The sequence below is a fragment of the Arthrobacter sp. ATA002 genome, from assembly GCF_026898095.1.
Taxonomy (GTDB): domain Bacteria; phylum Actinomycetota; class Actinomycetes; order Actinomycetales; family Micrococcaceae; genus Arthrobacter_B.
Genome location: NZ_CP114015.1, coordinates 942,142 through 957,669 on the forward strand (window position 1 = coordinate 942,142; position 15,528 = coordinate 957,669).

Genomic DNA, 15,528 nt, shown 5'->3' on the forward strand with positions numbered 1-15,528 from the left:
TATGCCCCGCAAGGGTCCGGCCCCCAAGCGGCCGCTAGTACTGGATCCCGTCTACGGCTCCCCGCTGGTCACGCAGCTGATCAACAAGGTTCTCGTGGACGGCAAGAAGTCCACCGCCGAGCGCATCGTGTACGGTGCGCTGGCAGGCGCTCAGGAAAAGACCGGGGGAGACCCCGTTGCAGCCCTGAAGAAGGCCATGGACAACATCAAGCCCAGCCTTGAGGTCAAGTCCCGCCGTGTTGGTGGCGCGACCTACCAGGTTCCCGTTGAGGTCAAGCCGGGCCGTGCAACCGCACTGGCCCTGCGCTGGCTGGTTGGCTACTCCAAGGCCCGCCGCGAGAAGACCATGACCGAGCGTCTGCGCAACGAGATCCTGGATGCTTCCAACGGTCTCGGTGCTGCAGTGAAGCGCCGCGAAGACACCCATAAGATGGCCGAATCCAACAAGGCCTTCGCCCACTACCGCTGGTAAAAAGCCTGGCCGACGGCGGCCGCTTCGAAGGCCCTGCATCCCGCCTTGGCGGGGTGCAGGGCCCGAAGCAGATAAACGCAGTCGAACCGGCGAACACCAAATAAGGGAGAAACCGTGGCACTTGACGTGCTTACCGACCTGAATAAGGTCCGCAACATCGGCATCATGGCCCACATTGATGCCGGCAAGACCACCACCACCGAGCGCATCCTGTTCTACACGGGCGTCAACCACAAGATCGGCGAGACCCACGACGGTGCGTCCACGATGGACTGGATGGCGCAGGAGCAGGAGCGGGGTATCACCATCACCTCCGCAGCTACCACGTGCTACTGGGACAACAACCAGATCAACATCATCGACACGCCGGGTCACGTTGACTTCACTGTCGAGGTTGAGCGGTCGCTGCGCGTGCTCGACGGCGCCGTAGCCGTTTTCGACGGCAAGGAAGGCGTGGAGCCGCAGTCCGAGACTGTGTGGCGCCAGGCTGACAAGTACAACGTGCCGCGCATCTGCTTCGTCAACAAGATGGACAAGCTCGGCGCCGACTTCTACTTCACCGTAGACACGATCATCAACCGCCTTGGCGCCAAGCCGCTGGTTATTCAGCTGCCCATCGGTGCCGAGAGCGAGTTCGAAGGCGTTGTCGACCTCGTTGAAATGCGTGCCCTGACCTGGCGCGGCGATTCCAAGGGTGATGTCACCATGGGCGCCAAGTACGAGATCGAGCCCATCCCGGCCGATCTTCAGGAAAAGGCAGAGGAATACCGCGCTGCGCTGCTTGAGGCTGTTGCCGAAGCCAGCGACGAGCTGATGGACAAGTACCTCGAAGGCGAAGAATTCACCACCGAGGAAATCAAGGCCGGCATCCGCCACCTGACCATCAACTCGCTGGTGTACCCGGTGCTCTGCGGCTCGGCGTTCAAGAACCGCGGCGTACAGCCGATGCTGGACGCCGTCGTTGCCTACCTTCCGAACCCGCTGGACGTGCCCAACATCAAGGGCCACGACATCCGCGACGAAGAGATCGTCCTCGAGCGTGCCGCTGACGCCAATGCACCGTTCTCGGCGCTGGCGTTCAAGGTTGTGACGCACCCGTTCTTCGGCCGTCTGACCTATATCCGCGTGTACTCCGGTTCCGCTGCTTCCGGCGCCCAGGTCATGAATGCGACCAAGCAGAAGAAGGAGCGCATCGGAAAGCTCTTCCAGATGCACGCCAACAAGGAAAACCCGGTCGAGGAAATCACGACGGGCCACATCTACGCTGCAATCGGACTGAAGGACACCACCACGGGCGACACCCTGTGCGACCTTCAGAACCCGATCGTGCTGGAATCCATGAGCTTCCCGGAGCCCGTGATTTCCGTGGCCATCGAACCGAAGACCAAGGGTGACCAGGAGAAGCTCTCCACGGCCATCCAGAAGCTCTCCGAAGAGGATCCGACCTTCCAGGTCTCCCTCGACGAGGACACGGGCCAGACCATCATCGCCGGTATGGGCGAGCTGCACCTGGACATCCTGGTTGACCGTATGCGCCGTGAATTCCGCGTCGAGGCAAACGTGGGCAAGCCCCAGGTTGCCTACCGCGAAACCATCAAGCGCGCTGTGGCCAAGCACGACTACACGCACAAGAAGCAGACCGGTGGTTCGGGCCAGTTCGCAAAGGTCCAGATCGCAATCGAGCCGCTGGATACTTCCGACGGCACGTTCTACGAGTTCGACAATAAGGTCACCGGTGGCCGTATTCCGCGCGAATACATCCCCAGCGTTGACCAGGGTATCCAGAGCGCCCTCACTGACGGTGTGCTCGCCGGGTACCCCGTGGTTGGCATCAAGGCGATCCTGCTTGACGGCGCCTACCACGACGTCGACTCCTCGGAAATGGCGTTCAAGATCGCCGGACGGCAGGCTTTCAAGGAAGCCGCCCGTATGGCGAACCCTGTGCTGCTCGAACCGCTGATGGATGTTGAAGTCCGCACCCCTGAGGAATACATGGGTGAAGTTATCGGTGACATCAACTCCCGCCGCGGCCAGATGCAGTCCATGGAAGACGCCGCAGGCGTGAAGGTCATCCGTGCTCACGTACCGCTGTCCGGCATGTTCGGCTACATCGGTGACCTGCGTTCCAAGACGCAGGGACGCGCTGTGTACTCCATGTCGTTCAACAGCTACGCGGAGGTCCCGAAGGCAGTTGCCGACGAGATCATCCAGAAGACGCGCGGCGAATAAAAACCCTGGTCGGTGTTCCGGGGGAAACCGCGGAACACCGCACCGGTGCAGCGGGCCAAGGGCCCCGGCCTGAGGTCCGCTGCATAGCCAGACTGGGCGGCCTCGCCAGGCTGCTGCGGAAATACGGCAATTTCATCAAATAATCAGCCCCCAGTAGACTTACATCAGTTTCATCAGCGAGAAGCGCTGGTGAAGATTGAGTCTTCTAACTCTCTAGGAGGAACCCGTGGCGAAGGCAAAGTTCGAGCGGACTAAGCCGCACGTCAACATCGGCACCATTGGTCACGTTGACCATGGCAAGACCACGTTGACCGCTGCCATTTCGAAGGTGCTTGCTGACAAGTACCCTGATCTGAACGAAAAGCGCGATTTCGCTGCTATCGACTCTGCACCTGAAGAGCGCCAGCGCGGTATCACCATCAACATCTCGCACATCGAGTACCAGACCGAGAAGCGCCACTACGCACACGTAGACGCCCCCGGTCACGCTGACTACATCAAGAACATGATCACCGGTGCAGCTCAGATGGACGGCGCAATCCTCGTGGTTGCCGCTACTGACGGTCCGATGGCCCAGACCCGCGAGCACGTTCTGCTCGCCCGCCAGGTTGGCGTTCCCTACCTGCTGGTCGCACTGAACAAGTCCGACATGGTTGAGGACGAGGAACTGCTGGACCTCGTTGAAATGGAAGTTCGCGAACTGCTGAGCTCCCAGGAATTCGACGGCGACAACGCTCCCGTCGTGCGCGTCTCCGGCCTCAAGGCTCTGGAAGGCGACCCCAAGTGGGTTGCATCCGTCGAAGAGCTGATGGAAGCCGTTGACAACAACGTGCCGGACCCGATCCGCGACAAGGACAAGCCGTTCCTGATGCCGATCGAGGACGTCTTCACGATCACCGGTCGTGGAACCGTTGTCACGGGCCGCGCCGAGCGCGGTACCCTCGCCATCAACTCCGAGGTCGAGATCGTCGGCATCCGTCCGGTCCAGAAGACCACGGTTACCGGTATCGAGATGTTCCACAAGCAGCTTGACGAAGCATGGGCCGGCGAGAACTGTGGCCTCCTGCTCCGCGGCATCAAGCGCGAAGACGTAGAGCGCGGCCAGGTCATCGTGAAGCCGGGTTCCATCACCCCGCACACCGACTTCGAGGCTAACGTCTACATCCTGTCCAAGGATGAAGGCGGACGCCACAACCCGTTCTACTCGAACTACCGCCCGCAGTTCTACTTCCGCACCACGGACGTAACCGGTGTCATCACCCTCCCCGAGGGCACTGAAATGGTTATGCCCGGCGACAACACTGAGATGACCGTTGAGCTCATCCAGCCGATCGCCATGGAAGAGGGCCTCGGCTTCGCTATCCGCGAAGGCGGCCGCACCGTTGGTTCAGGCCGTGTCACCAAGATCATCAAGTAATTTCCTTACTTGCTGAATCTCCGGTGAGTTGCCGGCCCTAACAGGCCGGTCACGAACTGACAAGGAAGTCCCCGCTGCCCCAGGCAGCGGGGACTTCCTGCGTTTCACCCTCCCCGGAACTTGTCCACAGCGTGGGGCCCCGGCCGGAAAATTCTCCGGCCGCGCCTAGGATGTGGAACAGGCCAAAGTTACAACCGGGGGGTTTCACGCTATGGGCACACTGCTAACGGTGCTGGTGCTGATCTTGACGGGGATCGGTTTTGCCCTCGGCTGGACCTCCCATCGGGCCGCTTCATCCCGGCGGGCCGCGGCCGCTGAAGACACGCTTGCCGCATCCGCTTCCGGGGTTGTGTCCCGGGCATACAACGACGGGTTCCGGGCCGGCTACCGCAGTGCCCTGGCGGCGGCAGGCGCGTCAGTTTCCGGGGAACAAGCCCCGGCGCGGCAGGCCGGTTCCGCGCAGGCAACGGCGGAGCGCAGCCCTGGCCCGCCGTCCCCATCTCCGGCACCTGCGGCGTTCAGCCCTCCGGTGGCGTTCGGCGTTTCGGCTCCGTCTAGTTCTCCTTCCGCTTTTGGCACGCCTGCAGCGGCGGCGCGCCCGGTGCCGCCGCCGTCCACGCCGCTGCTCCCGGGTCCCCCGCCCGGGCCTCCGGCACCGGATGAGGACCGGTTCCGGGGTAGCCCGGAAGCAGCGCCGCCCAAGCCCCTGCCCTGGGTCCAGCCTGATACTGACCCGGTTCCGTCCCCCGAGCAGCTGGCCGGCCAGGCGGCAGCGCAGGAGGCCCGCAAGCTGAGCCGGGACCTGCGCAACATCAACATCACGCTGTATGCCGCATGCCTGCTCCTTGTCGCCGCGGCATCCCTGTTCATCGGCCTGGCGATACCGGAGGGCGCCAGATTTGCGGGTGTCACGCTGGTAGCCGGCCTGTTCTACGCCGGCGGGCTGGTCATCCACGCCCGCAGCGGGCGGTTGCGTCCGGCCGCAGTGGCCTTCACCGGAACCGGACTTGCCCTCATTCCCGTAGTTGGGCTGGCACTGCACAATCTCGTACTGCACGACGCGCCCCTGGCGTGGCTGGGGACGTCGGCCACGGGGACTGCGGCTTTTGCTTATGCGGCTGCCCGGTTGGACAGCCGGGTGGTGGCGTATCTGTCGATGACGTTTCTGCTGTCCACCGCGCTTGCCTCGGGAGCATCGATGCGGTCCGGGATCATCTGGTATTTCCTGTTCACGGTCCTCCTGGCTACTGCCGTGTCGCTTGTGGCGATGCGCCGCCCCGCGTGGCTGGGAAACATCTACCTGGACGCCTTCGTGCGGGCGCACCGCTATCTGGTCCCGGCGGCGGCAGCGGTGGCCCTGCTGACAGCGGGAGAACTGGGAGGATGGCAGTTTTCCTTCCTGTTCCTGGGCTTCTCCTGCTATTACGCGGTCGTTTATTTACAGTCCGCGCTCCGGGAACGGCTGTACAGCAGCTACGGTTGCAGGGCGGCAGCCACAGTCGGCCTGACTGCGCTGACCTACATGATCACCGAGGACACAGCCGCGGCGGTGCTGGCGCTGGCGCTGCTGCTGCTCGTGCAGGCCGCCGGCCTGCTGGCCCTCCGGCGCCGGTATTCCGAACTGGCCGGCGAACAGTACTTTGATTCCGACTACGTATTCCTGATCGTGCTGCAGATCCTGGCCGGACTGGCCGCCGGGCAGTCCGCGGCGGGGTGGCTGCCCGGAGGCAGCACGGGCCAGGTCCTGTTCACCGCCACGGCTGCAGCTGTACTGCTCACGTGCATGGCAGGTGCGTGGGCAGTCGCCGGCGTCCCCGAGGCACTTCCGGCCGGTGCGGCGCTTCTCGGTTTCCTTGGGCGGCTGAACGGGGAAACGGGAACGTTCTGGCCGGCGGTTGTCCTGGGCGCTCTGCTCACCGGTTATTACAGCGTGCGGGCTGTGCGCAGTTCCGAACCGGCGCAGCAGCGCCTGTGGCTGTGGGCGCGGGGAGCGGCCGCCGTACTGGCTGCGGTGGTGCCGCTGGCAGTGCTGGAGGGGGCAGGGGCGGATGACCGCGAAACCTGGACCTGGGCCCTGGCCGCCGGCGGAGCTGCCCTGATTTTGAACCAGCTGGGCTCGGTGCTCTTTCTGGCCCGTGGTCGGTCCGGTAAGCGGGTGAGGGCGGGCCTGGAGACGGTGCGCCGGGAGACCCCGGTCCTTGCCGCCACGGCCGGAGGAGCGGCACTGTTGGCGCTCTGGCTGCGGTATACCGAGCATCCGGAGGCGGCCGTAACGCTGTGGGTGATGTTCTCGGCGTTGTCGGTCAACGTGCTGACTTCCCTGGTGCTGCGCCCGTTCTTCCGGCGATGGACCTGGTTCGAATGGATCGGTCCTGCCGGTTTTGCCGGTGCTGCTCTCCTGGGCGCCGACCTGCTGGGGATGCGCGGATATGAAGTCCTCGCCGCCGGTGCGCTGGCCTACAGCATGTTCATGGCGGTGCGCGGCGCCAGGGTTGGCTGCCGCGGCGGTTACCTGCTGGCCGGGCAGGGACTGCTGTCGGTGCTGGTGGGCCTGACGGCGGCCGACCTGGATTACTCCGTGCATGAACAGTTCATGGCCGTAGCGCTCTCCGTGGTTCTACAACAGGTGCTGCGCGCCCTGCTGCAGGACCGGATTGCCGGAGCCGGCATGGACCAGTTTGGTACTACGGCCCAGTGGGGGAGTGTCGGCATACTCGTGCTCCTGGCGGTGGCCTACGGGGCATTCGCGGCAGATCCCCTGACATGGGTGCAGCCCGTGCTCCTGCTCATGGCAGCCGGCAGTGCAATGTTTATCCAGCTGGCGGTGGCCGGACGGAGGGCCGGCGGCAGGCCCGTGCCGTTCGCCGGCGTCTCGCTGGCGGCCGCCGCGGCGCTGGTCACGGTGCTGACGGCTGGGCTGCGGCTGGCGGAGGATCCGCAGACCATTTTGACGCTGTGGGTCCTGTTCGCGGCCCTGGCCGTCAATGTGCTGGTTTCGCTGGTGCTGTTCCAGCTTTTCGCCGAGCGGTACTGGCTGGAGCGGGTTACCCCGGCAGCGTTTGCGGCAGCGGGAGTGCTTGGCGCCGGCCTGCTCGGGATCCGGGGCTATGAGACGCTCACCGTGGCCGCGCTGGGGTACTGCGCGTTCATGGTGGTGCGCGGAGCCCGGCCCGGCCTCCGCGGCGGCTACCTGCTGGCGGGTCAGGTGCTGCTGGCAGTGCTGACCGCCCTGGTGGCGGCGGATCTGGACCTGACCGTACACGGCACATTCATTGCGGTGGCACTCGTGGTGGCCGGACAGCAGGCAGCGCGGACCCTGTTGCAGGGGCGGTATGGCGCTGCGGGGCTGGGCTGGCTGGGAGCGGTGGCGCTCTGGGGAAGCGCCGGTGTGCTGATCCTCCTGCCCCTGGTTTACGCAGTTGTCTCCTACGACGATACCCAGCGCCACGTGGTCGTGATCTGCCTGTCCCTGCTCCTTGCCATGGCGGCAGCAGTTAGCGTCCTGGACCGGAACGCCGAAGTCCTGTACCCCGCGGTGTATGCGGTGGGAATGCTGCCGCTGGTACTCACCGACGTGTTTGCCTTCGGCGGCGCGGCACCGCTGAGCCTTGCCTCCGCAGGCGTCGTCCTGCTGGTTCTCGCTGCGGCTGCCCTGGCAGGGGAAACCCGCAGTAACGTCAGCGCCGCCGTGCGGAACCCGGCGCTTGCCGGTCTCGCGCTGTTCTGCGCGCTGGCATTTACCCTGGGCGAACTGGACGGGCAGGGACTGCTCACCGGGATGGCCGTCCTGCTGCCGGCTGCGGCCTTCCTGGCGGTTTCCTTTACCCGCGGCCTTCCACTGCTGACCGCCGCGACCGTGGCCCTGGTCCCGGCCGCGGCCTTCCTCATCCAGTCGTGGTTCGTCCGGGACGTGCTGATGATCATTCCGCACCCCGCCGCGGCCCGGCTGGGCTCCGGCTTCACGGCCGCACTGCTGCTGTACGCGGCGGGCTACGTGCTGTCGATCCTGGCGCCGACCGCAGGCACGGTGCTGCGCCGGCGCATCCTTGCTTCCGGAGCCGCAGTCATTGCTGCCGGCGCGGGCGTCTCTGCCATGCCGTACGACCACATTTCAGCCGTGTACGGATCCGTGGTGCTTGCCGCTGCCGTGGCAGCTGCCGTGCTTGAATTCCCGCCGGCCCGGCGGGAACTTGCCGGAGAAGCCGCCGCACTGGTTGCCGCCCTGGCTGTCCAGCGGATCATCTGGTACGTGATTGACGGAGCAGACTGGTTCTGGTTCCTGCAGTACTGGGTGGTCATCCTGGCGGCACTTGCCGCCTATGAATACAGCCGGGGCCGGGCACCGCGCGGCACGGCTGTGCTGTCGGCATCGGCGGCGCTGCTTTCCTGCACGGGGCTAACCAGTATCCTCAGTGCAGACACCGGTGAGCAGGTGTGGGCGCTGCTGGCACACGCCGGACTCCTGGCATTCGGCGTGACAACAGACAGGCGCCTCTTCACTGTGTGGGGAGCGGCGGGCGTTGCCCTGGCCGTTCTTTGGTACCTGCGCGGGTACACTTTCCTGCTCCTGGCTCTGCTCGCTGCCGCATTGATTGCACTGGCAGTGTGGCGCCTAACCCGCGTGCGTTCCAACGCTGCGGCTGACGGCGGGAACTAGGGTGCGGCGCCGGGCTGGTCTATCATCGACAGATGGAATTACTGATTATTCTCGCCGTGGTGCTGGCAGTGGCAGGCTCCGTGGCCTGGGGCAGGCGGAAATTCCGGCGTGAGATCGACCGGGCCAAGCGCATCCGGCGGGCCAACCGGGACCCCCGGTCCTAGGGGACGGTAACCGGACAGACCCGCGCGCCGCCGGCGGCCCGGTTTTCGGACGAGCGTCGGCTGCGTTAGACTGGCACCTGTCGACTTGCCGGTGACCGCTGCTTCCCCTGGAACCACGCACCGGAGAAGATACAGTCGGATTGGCGGAATCTCCGCGAATCTGGCAGACTAGAGAAGTTGTTCAAGCGCTTTGGTGCCCGCATGTGCTCGGCCGGCCGGTTTCTGCCGGCAACCGGTGCATGGTGAGATATCGTCCCGGTCAGGATAATGCCTGACGCAGGGTCGGATCCTTCAGGGTAAAAGCCCATATATAACCCGCCCCCAATCTTGCCCGGGTATCGCAGATCCAGAATCCGCGACACGCCCGAGCGCGGGGGTCGGAGCCTCGGCAGGGTGAGGAACCCGGATTTATCCGGATTCAGTCTGTTGGAGGAGTGCCAGGCCGTAAAGGCAGCTAGGTGCAAAAACTGTACAGAGAGCAATACTCGAAGAAAGAGGCACGACGCCATGGCGGGACAAAAAATCCGCATCCGGCTGAAGTCGTATGACCACGAGGTCATCGACGTATCAGCGCGGAAGATCGTTGAGACGGTCACGCGTGCAGGCGCAACGGTAGTAGGCCCCGTGCCGCTGCCCACGGAAAAGAACGTGTACTGCGTTATCCGTTCGCCGCACAAGTACAAGGACAGCCGCGAGCACTTTGAAATGCGCACGCACAAGCGTCTGATCGACATCATTGACCCCACGCCTAAGGCCGTTGACTCGCTGATGCGTCTCGACCTGCCTGCAGACGTGAACATCGAAATCAAGCTGTAGGGGGAGCGGATACTTATGTCTACTTCACTTACACGCCAGGTCAAGGGCCTTCTGGGCACCAAGCTGGGCATGACCCAGGTCTGGGACGAGAACAACAAGCTCATCCCCGTCACCGTCGTTCAGGCTGACTCAAACGTTGTTACGCAGCTGCGCAACGCGGAGAAGGACGGCTACACCGCCGTGCAGATCGGCTACGGCCAGATCGACCCGCGCAAGGTGACCAAGCCGCTGGCCGGCCACTTTGAAAAGGCAGGCGTCACGCCTCGCCGCCACGTTGTTGAACTGCGCACCGCAGATGCCGACACCTACGAACTGGGCCAGGAACTCTCCGTTGAGATTTTCGAAGCCGGCCAGAAGGTCGACATCACCGGAACCTCCAAGGGCAAGGGCTTTGCCGGTGTCATGAAGCGTCACGGCTTCCACGGCGTCGGTGCCTCCCACGGTGCACACAAGAACCACCGTAAGCCCGGTTCCATCGGTGGCGCATCCACCCCGGGCCGCGTCTTCAAGGGCGTTCGGATGGCTGGCCGTATGGGCGCCGTCCGCCACACCACCATGAACCTCACGGTTCACGGTGTGGATGCCGAGAAGTCGCTCCTGCTGATCAAGGGTGCCGTTCCCGGCGCCCGCGGCCAGGTCGTCCTCGTACGCACCGCCGTGAAGGAGCTTAGTCTCATGGCTAACGAAACCACTGTTGAATTCCCCGCAGCGCTCTTCGACGTTCAGACGAACGTTCCGCTTCTGCACCAGGTAGTAGTTGCTCAGCTTGCAGCTGCCCGCCAGGGTACGCACAAGACGAAGACCCGCGCAGAGGTCTCCGGTGCCGGCCGCAAGCCGTTCAAGCAGAAGGGTACCGGCCGCGCCCGTCAGGGTTCCATCCGTGCTCCTCACATGACCGGTGGTGGCGTCGTCCACGGGCCGACGCCCCGCGACTACAGCCAGCGCACCCCCAAGAAGATGATTGCCGCCGCGCTTCGCGGTGCACTCTCCGACCGGGCACGCAACGGCCGCATTCACGTGCTGGAAACCCTGGTAGCCGGCGATACGCCGTCGACCAAGGCCGCACGCGAGTCCCTGCGTTCACTGACCGACCGCAAGAACATGCTCGTTGTCATCGAGCGCGCCAACGATGTTGCTGCACTGTCCGTGCGCAACCTCACCGCTGTTCACGTGATCTACGTAGATCAGCTGAACACGTACGACGTGCTGGTTGCTGACGACGTGGTCTTCACCAAGGCTGCCTACGACGAGTTCGTCGGCAAGAACACTGTCAAGGAGGACGCCAAGTGAGCGCGACCACCGCAAGGACCCCCGCGACGTGGTGCTGGCACCCGTCGTTTCGGAAAAGAGCTACGGCCTGATCGACGAAGGTAAGTACACCTTCCTGGTCGACCCCCGCTCCAACAAGACCGAGATCAAGCTGGCCGTGGAGAAAATCTTCTCCGTCAAGGTCGACTCGATCAACACCATCAACCGTGCCGGTAAGCGCAAGCGGACCAAGTTCGGATGGGGACAGCGCAAGAACACCAAGCGCGCCATTGTCACCCTGAAGGACGGCACAATCGACATCTTCGGCGGTCCGCTCAGCTAGGGCGGAGACCACTTTAACGAGGAATAAATAATGGGAATCCGTAAATACAAGCCGACTACACCGGGCCGCCGCGGCTCGAGCGTAGCCGACTTCACCGAAATCACGCGGTCGACGCCGGAAAAGTCGTTGGTACGCCCGCTGCCCAAAAAGGGCGGCCGTAACAACACCGGTAAGATCACGACCAGGCACAAGGGTGGTGGGCACAAGCGTCAGTACCGTCTGATCGACTTCCGCCGCCACGACAAGGACGGCGTCGACGCTCGCGTTGCCGAGATCGAATACGATCCGAACCGTACCGCCCGCATTGCGCTGCTGCACTACGTTGATGGCACCAAGCGTTACATCATTGCCCCGAACAAGCTCAAGCAGGGCGACCACGTAGAGGCCGGAGCCGGGGCTGACATCAAGCCCGGCAACAACCTGCCGCTGCGCAACATCCCCGTGGGTACCACCATCCACGCAGTTGAGCTGCGTCCGGGCGGCGGTGCCAAGATGGCCCGCTCCGCCGGCGCCTCCGTTCAGCTTGTTGCCCGTGAAGGCCGCTTCGCCCAGCTGCGTCTGCCTTCCGGCGAAATCCGCAACGTCGACGCACGCTGCCGCGCCACCATCGGCGAGGTCGGCAACGCCGAGCAGTCGAACATCAACTGGGGCAAGGCCGGCCGTATGCGCTGGAAGGGTGTACGCCCGACCGTCCGCGGTGTCGCCATGAACCCGGTCGACCACCCGCACGGTGGTGGTGAAGGTAAGACCTCCGGTGGACGCCACCCGGTCAACCCGAACGGTAAGCGCGAAGGCCGCACACGCCGCCCCAATAAAGAGAGCGACAACCTCATTGTGCGTCGCCGTCGTTCCGGCAAGAACAAGCGATAGGAGCCTGGAAACATGCCACGCAGCCTGAAGAAAGGCCCCTTCGTCGACCAGCACCTGTTCCTTAAGGTAGCGGCCGAAAACGAAAAGGGCACCAAGAACGTCATCAAGACGTGGTCCCGCCGTTCGATGATCATCCCCGACATGCTCGGGCACACGATCGCCGTACACGATGGACGTAAGCACATTCCGGTGTTTGTCACGGAGTCGATGGTCGGGCACAAGCTCGGCGAATTCGCCCTGACGCGGACATTCCGCGGCCATGTGAAGGACGACCGCAAGGGCAAGCGCCGCTAGGCGCTGCTCTTTCGGCAGAAGACGAGAGAAGGAAAGCAATGGAAGCCAAGGCAATTGCGCGTCATATCCGCGTAACGCCTATGAAGGCCCGGCGCGTCGTCAACCTTGTTCGTGGCAAGCAAGCGAATGAGGCAATGGCAATTCTGAAGTTTGCCCCCCAGGCAGCATCGGAGCCGGTACTTAAGGTAGTTCAGTCGGCCATGGCCAACGCACGTGTCCTCGCGGACCGTGACGGCCTGGCCTTCAACGAGGGTGACCTCTTCATCAGCGAAGCATTCGTTGATGAAGGGCCCACCATGAAGCGGTTCCAGCCCCGTGCCCAGGGCCGCGCGTACCGCATCAACAAGCGGACCAGCCACGTCACCGTGGTTGTCGCAACCCCCAAAATCGAGGAGGAACGCTAAGTGGGACAGAAGGTTAACCCGCACGGGTTCCGACTCGGCATCACCACTGACCATGTGTCGCACTGGTTTGCTGACAGCAACAAGCCGGGCCAGCGCTACAAGGACTTCGTCCGCGAGGACATCAAGATCCGTCAGCTGATGTCCACCGGCATGGACCGTGCCGGCATCGCCAAGGTTGAGATCGAGCGCACCCGTGACCGTGTCCGCGTGGATATCCACACGGCCCGCCCGGGTATCGTCATCGGACGCCGCGGCGCAGAGGCAGACCGCATCCGCGGCGAGCTGGAGAAGCTCACCGGCAAGCAGGTTCAGCTGAACATCCTCGAGGTCAAGAATCCCGAGATGGAAGCCCAGCTTGTTGCCCAGGGCGTTGCTGAGCAGCTCTCTTCCCGCGTGGCTTTCCGCCGTGCGATGAAGAAGGCCATCCAGTCCGCACAGCGTGCCGGCGCCAAGGGTATCCGTATCCAGTGCTCCGGCCGTCTGGGCGGCGCTGAAATGAGCCGTTCGGAGTTCTACCGCGAAGGCCGTGTGCCCCTGCACACCCTCCGCGCGCAGATCGACTACGGCTTCTTTGAAGCCAAGACCACCTTCGGCCGCATCGGCGTGAAGGTTTGGATCTACAAGGGTGACGTTACCGCCAAGGAACTGGCTGCACAGCAGGCTGCTGCACCGTCCCGCGGACGTTCCAGCGACCGTCCGGGCCGTGGCCCGGCCGACCGCGGAGACCGCCGTCGTCGTCCCGAGCGTGCCGACAAGGCCGCCGCGCCTGCTGCTGCAGAGGCTCCGGCCGCTGAGGCAGCCGCTCCCGCAGCAGAAGGAGGACAGGCTTAAATGCTTATCCCACGTCGAGTCAAGTTCCGCAAGCAGCACCACCCGGGTCGTTCCGGCGCTGCTACCGGCGGCACCGCAGTCAGCTTTGGCGAGTGGGGTATTCAGGCTCTGACGCCTGCATACGTCACCAACCGCCAGATCGAAGCTGCACGTATTGCCATGACGCGCCACATCAAGCGCGGCGGTAAGGTCTGGATCAACATCTACCCTGACCGTCCGTTGACGAAGAAGCCGGCCGAAACCCGCATGGGTTCCGGTAAGGGTTCCCCGGAGTGGTGGGTTGCAAACGTCAAGCCGGGCCGCGTTCTCTTTGAGATCTCCGGTGTTAATGAAGAGGTAGCTCGTGAGGCCCTGCGCCTGGCGATCCATAAGCTGCCGTTGAAGGCACGCATTGTGCGTCGCGAGGGTGGTGAATAGAAATGGCAATTGGTTCAAAGGAACTGGCACCGAAGCAGCTGGACGGCTTCGATAAGGACCGTCTCGTCGAGGAACTTCGCAAGGCCAAGGAAGAGCTGTTCAACCTCCGCTTCCAGTCCGCAACCGGCCAGCTGGAAAGCCACGGCCGCCTGCGCGTCGTAAAGCGCGACATCGCTCGCATTTACACCGTGCTGCGTGAGCGCGAGCTGGGGATTCGTCCCGAGGTTGTTGCTCCCGTTGAGGAAGCAGCTCCCGAAAAGGCAGCGAAGAAGTCCAAGAAGAAGGCTACTGAGTCTGAAGCTGAAGCCAAGGTCGCTGAGGATGATGCCAAATGAGTGAAAACAAGAATGAGGCAGCAGTGACAACTGACGCAAACGGAGCCGATGCCCGCGGGTACCGGAAGACCGCACGCGGCTACGTGGTTTCGGACAAGATGGACAAGACCGTTGTTGTCCAGGTTGAAGACCGCGTCAAGCACGCCCTGTACGGCAAGGTGCTTCGCCGCACCTCGAAGCTCAAGGCCCACGACGAGCAGAATGCTGCCGGCGTTGGAGACCTCGTGCTGATCGCCGAAACCCGGCCGCTTTCCGCTACCAAGCGGTGGCGCCTGGTCGAGATCCTCGAGAAGGCCAAGTAACTAAAGCAGTACATCCGGCCGGCCGCCGGCGGGCCGCTCCCTGAGGGAGGAGCCCGCCGGTAACCGCCAACCGGCGACAGGGCCCCGGCCGCGTTATCATCCGATTTCGCATCCGGGGCCCTTTCGCGGTAAACTTGAAATCTTGTCTGTGCGGTGCGGAAGTGTGTCCAGTTTTGGACCAGGCATCCTCACCGCCGTATGAGACAAAAGCCCGATAATCTTGTTCGGCACTGCACCGCGGCCACGCTGCGGCGCCGCCCCTGCGGGGGAGTGCTGAGTACCAGTATTACGGGGTCCACCCATATCCGTTCCGCAAGGCTCAATAGATGAGAACCGGCGCGACGACAGGAGTTATAAGTGATTCAGCAGGAGTCGCGGCTTAAGGTCGCCGACAACACTGGTGCCAAGGAAATCTTGACCATCCGTGTTCTCGGTGGATCCGGACGCCGCTACGCAGGCATTGGCGACACCATCGTTGCCACCGTCAAGGATGCAATTCCCGGCGGCAACGTCAAGAAGGGCGATGTGGTCAAGGCCGTCATCGTTCGCACCAAGAAGGAACGCCGTCGCCAGGACGGTTCCTACATCAAGTTCGATGAGAACGCTGCAGTGATCTTGAAGAATGACGGAGACCCCCGCGGTACCCGCATCTTCGGCCCGGTCGGCCGCGAGCTTCGCGACAAGAAGTTCATGAAGATCATTTCGCTGGCTCCGGAGGTGCTGTAGTCC

16 protein-coding genes and 1 pseudogene are annotated in these 15,528 nt (G+C 63.6%); all 17 read left to right on the forward strand.

Going from position 1 to position 15,528, the window contains the following annotated elements; genetic code table 11:
- The first annotated feature begins 1 nt into the window (after position 1).
- Positions 2-472 (forward strand): 30S ribosomal protein S7, encoded by a 471-nt coding sequence (gene rpsG, locus OL239_RS04780; RefSeq protein ID WP_104052741.1) that lies wholly within the window; start codon positions 2-4, stop codon positions 470-472.
- Positions 473-586: 114 nt separating this feature from the next.
- Positions 587-2,701, forward strand: a complete 2,115-nt coding sequence (gene fusA, locus OL239_RS04785; protein WP_268910952.1) for an elongation factor G — start codon at positions 587-589, stop codon at positions 2,699-2,701.
- Between the two features lie 226 nt (positions 2,702-2,927).
- Positions 2,928-4,118 carry an elongation factor Tu gene (gene tuf / locus OL239_RS04790; RefSeq protein WP_268910953.1) on the forward strand — a complete coding sequence of 397 codons (1,191 nt, stop codon included), beginning with the start codon at positions 2,928-2,930 and terminating at the stop codon, positions 4,116-4,118.
- A gap of 211 nt (positions 4,119-4,329) precedes the next feature.
- Positions 4,330-8,775 carry a hypothetical protein gene (locus tag OL239_RS04795; RefSeq protein ID WP_268910954.1) on the forward strand — a complete coding sequence of 1,482 codons (4,446 nt, stop codon included), beginning with the start codon at positions 4,330-4,332 and terminating at the stop codon, positions 8,773-8,775.
- Positions 8,776-8,807: 32 nt separating this feature from the next.
- A complete protein-coding gene (locus OL239_RS04800; RefSeq protein ID WP_268910955.1) occupies positions 8,808-8,939 on the forward strand; it encodes a hypothetical protein in 132 nt (43 codons plus the stop codon).
- Positions 8,940-9,446: 507 nt separating this feature from the next.
- Positions 9,447-9,755, forward strand: coding sequence for a 30S ribosomal protein S10 (rpsJ, locus tag OL239_RS04805; RefSeq protein ID WP_003803825.1), 309 nt, complete (start codon positions 9,447-9,449; stop codon positions 9,753-9,755).
- Positions 9,756-9,770: 15 nt separating this feature from the next.
- Positions 9,771-10,418 (forward strand): annotated as a pseudogene (rplC, locus tag OL239_RS04810) (50S ribosomal protein L3); the annotation flags it as partial.
- Between the two features lie 12 nt (positions 10,419-10,430).
- Positions 10,431-11,045 (forward strand): 50S ribosomal protein L4, encoded by a 615-nt coding sequence (rplD, locus tag OL239_RS04815; RefSeq protein ID WP_268911659.1) that lies wholly within the window; start codon positions 10,431-10,433, stop codon positions 11,043-11,045.
- A complete protein-coding gene (gene rplW / locus OL239_RS04820; RefSeq protein WP_268911660.1) occupies positions 11,023-11,346 on the forward strand; it encodes a 50S ribosomal protein L23 in 324 nt (107 codons plus the stop codon). Before rplD ends, rplW begins: the two co-directional genes overlap by 23 nt.
- 30 nt (positions 11,347-11,376) lie before the next feature.
- Positions 11,377-12,216: a 50S ribosomal protein L2 gene (gene rplB, locus OL239_RS04825; RefSeq protein WP_268910956.1), complete on the forward strand. Its 840-nt coding sequence runs from the start codon at positions 11,377-11,379 to the stop codon at positions 12,214-12,216.
- Positions 12,217-12,228: 12 nt separating this feature from the next.
- Complete coding sequence (rpsS, locus tag OL239_RS04830; RefSeq protein WP_104052734.1) at positions 12,229-12,510, forward strand: 30S ribosomal protein S19; 282 nt, start codon at positions 12,229-12,231, stop codon at positions 12,508-12,510.
- A 38-nt stretch (positions 12,511-12,548) separates the two neighbouring features.
- A complete protein-coding gene (rplV, locus tag OL239_RS04835) occupies positions 12,549-12,914 on the forward strand; it encodes a 50S ribosomal protein L22 (protein WP_268910957.1) in 366 nt (121 codons plus the stop codon).
- Positions 12,915-13,745: a 30S ribosomal protein S3 gene (gene rpsC, locus OL239_RS04840; RefSeq protein ID WP_268910958.1), complete on the forward strand. Its 831-nt coding sequence runs from the start codon at positions 12,915-12,917 to the stop codon at positions 13,743-13,745.
- Positions 13,746-14,162, forward strand: coding sequence for a 50S ribosomal protein L16 (gene rplP / locus OL239_RS04845; protein WP_104052731.1), 417 nt, complete (start codon positions 13,746-13,748; stop codon positions 14,160-14,162).
- A gap of 2 nt (positions 14,163-14,164) precedes the next feature.
- Complete coding sequence (gene rpmC, locus OL239_RS04850) at positions 14,165-14,497, forward strand: 50S ribosomal protein L29 (RefSeq protein ID WP_268910959.1); 333 nt, start codon at positions 14,165-14,167, stop codon at positions 14,495-14,497.
- Positions 14,494-14,799, forward strand: a complete 306-nt coding sequence (rpsQ, locus tag OL239_RS04855; RefSeq protein ID WP_152219775.1) for a 30S ribosomal protein S17 — start codon at positions 14,494-14,496, stop codon at positions 14,797-14,799. The genes rpmC and rpsQ overlap by 4 nt, the downstream gene beginning before the upstream one ends.
- Before the next feature lie 357 nt (positions 14,800-15,156).
- A complete protein-coding gene (rplN, locus tag OL239_RS04860) occupies positions 15,157-15,525 on the forward strand; it encodes a 50S ribosomal protein L14 (protein WP_055239356.1) in 369 nt (122 codons plus the stop codon).
- The last annotated feature ends 3 nt before the right edge of the window (positions 15,526-15,528 follow it).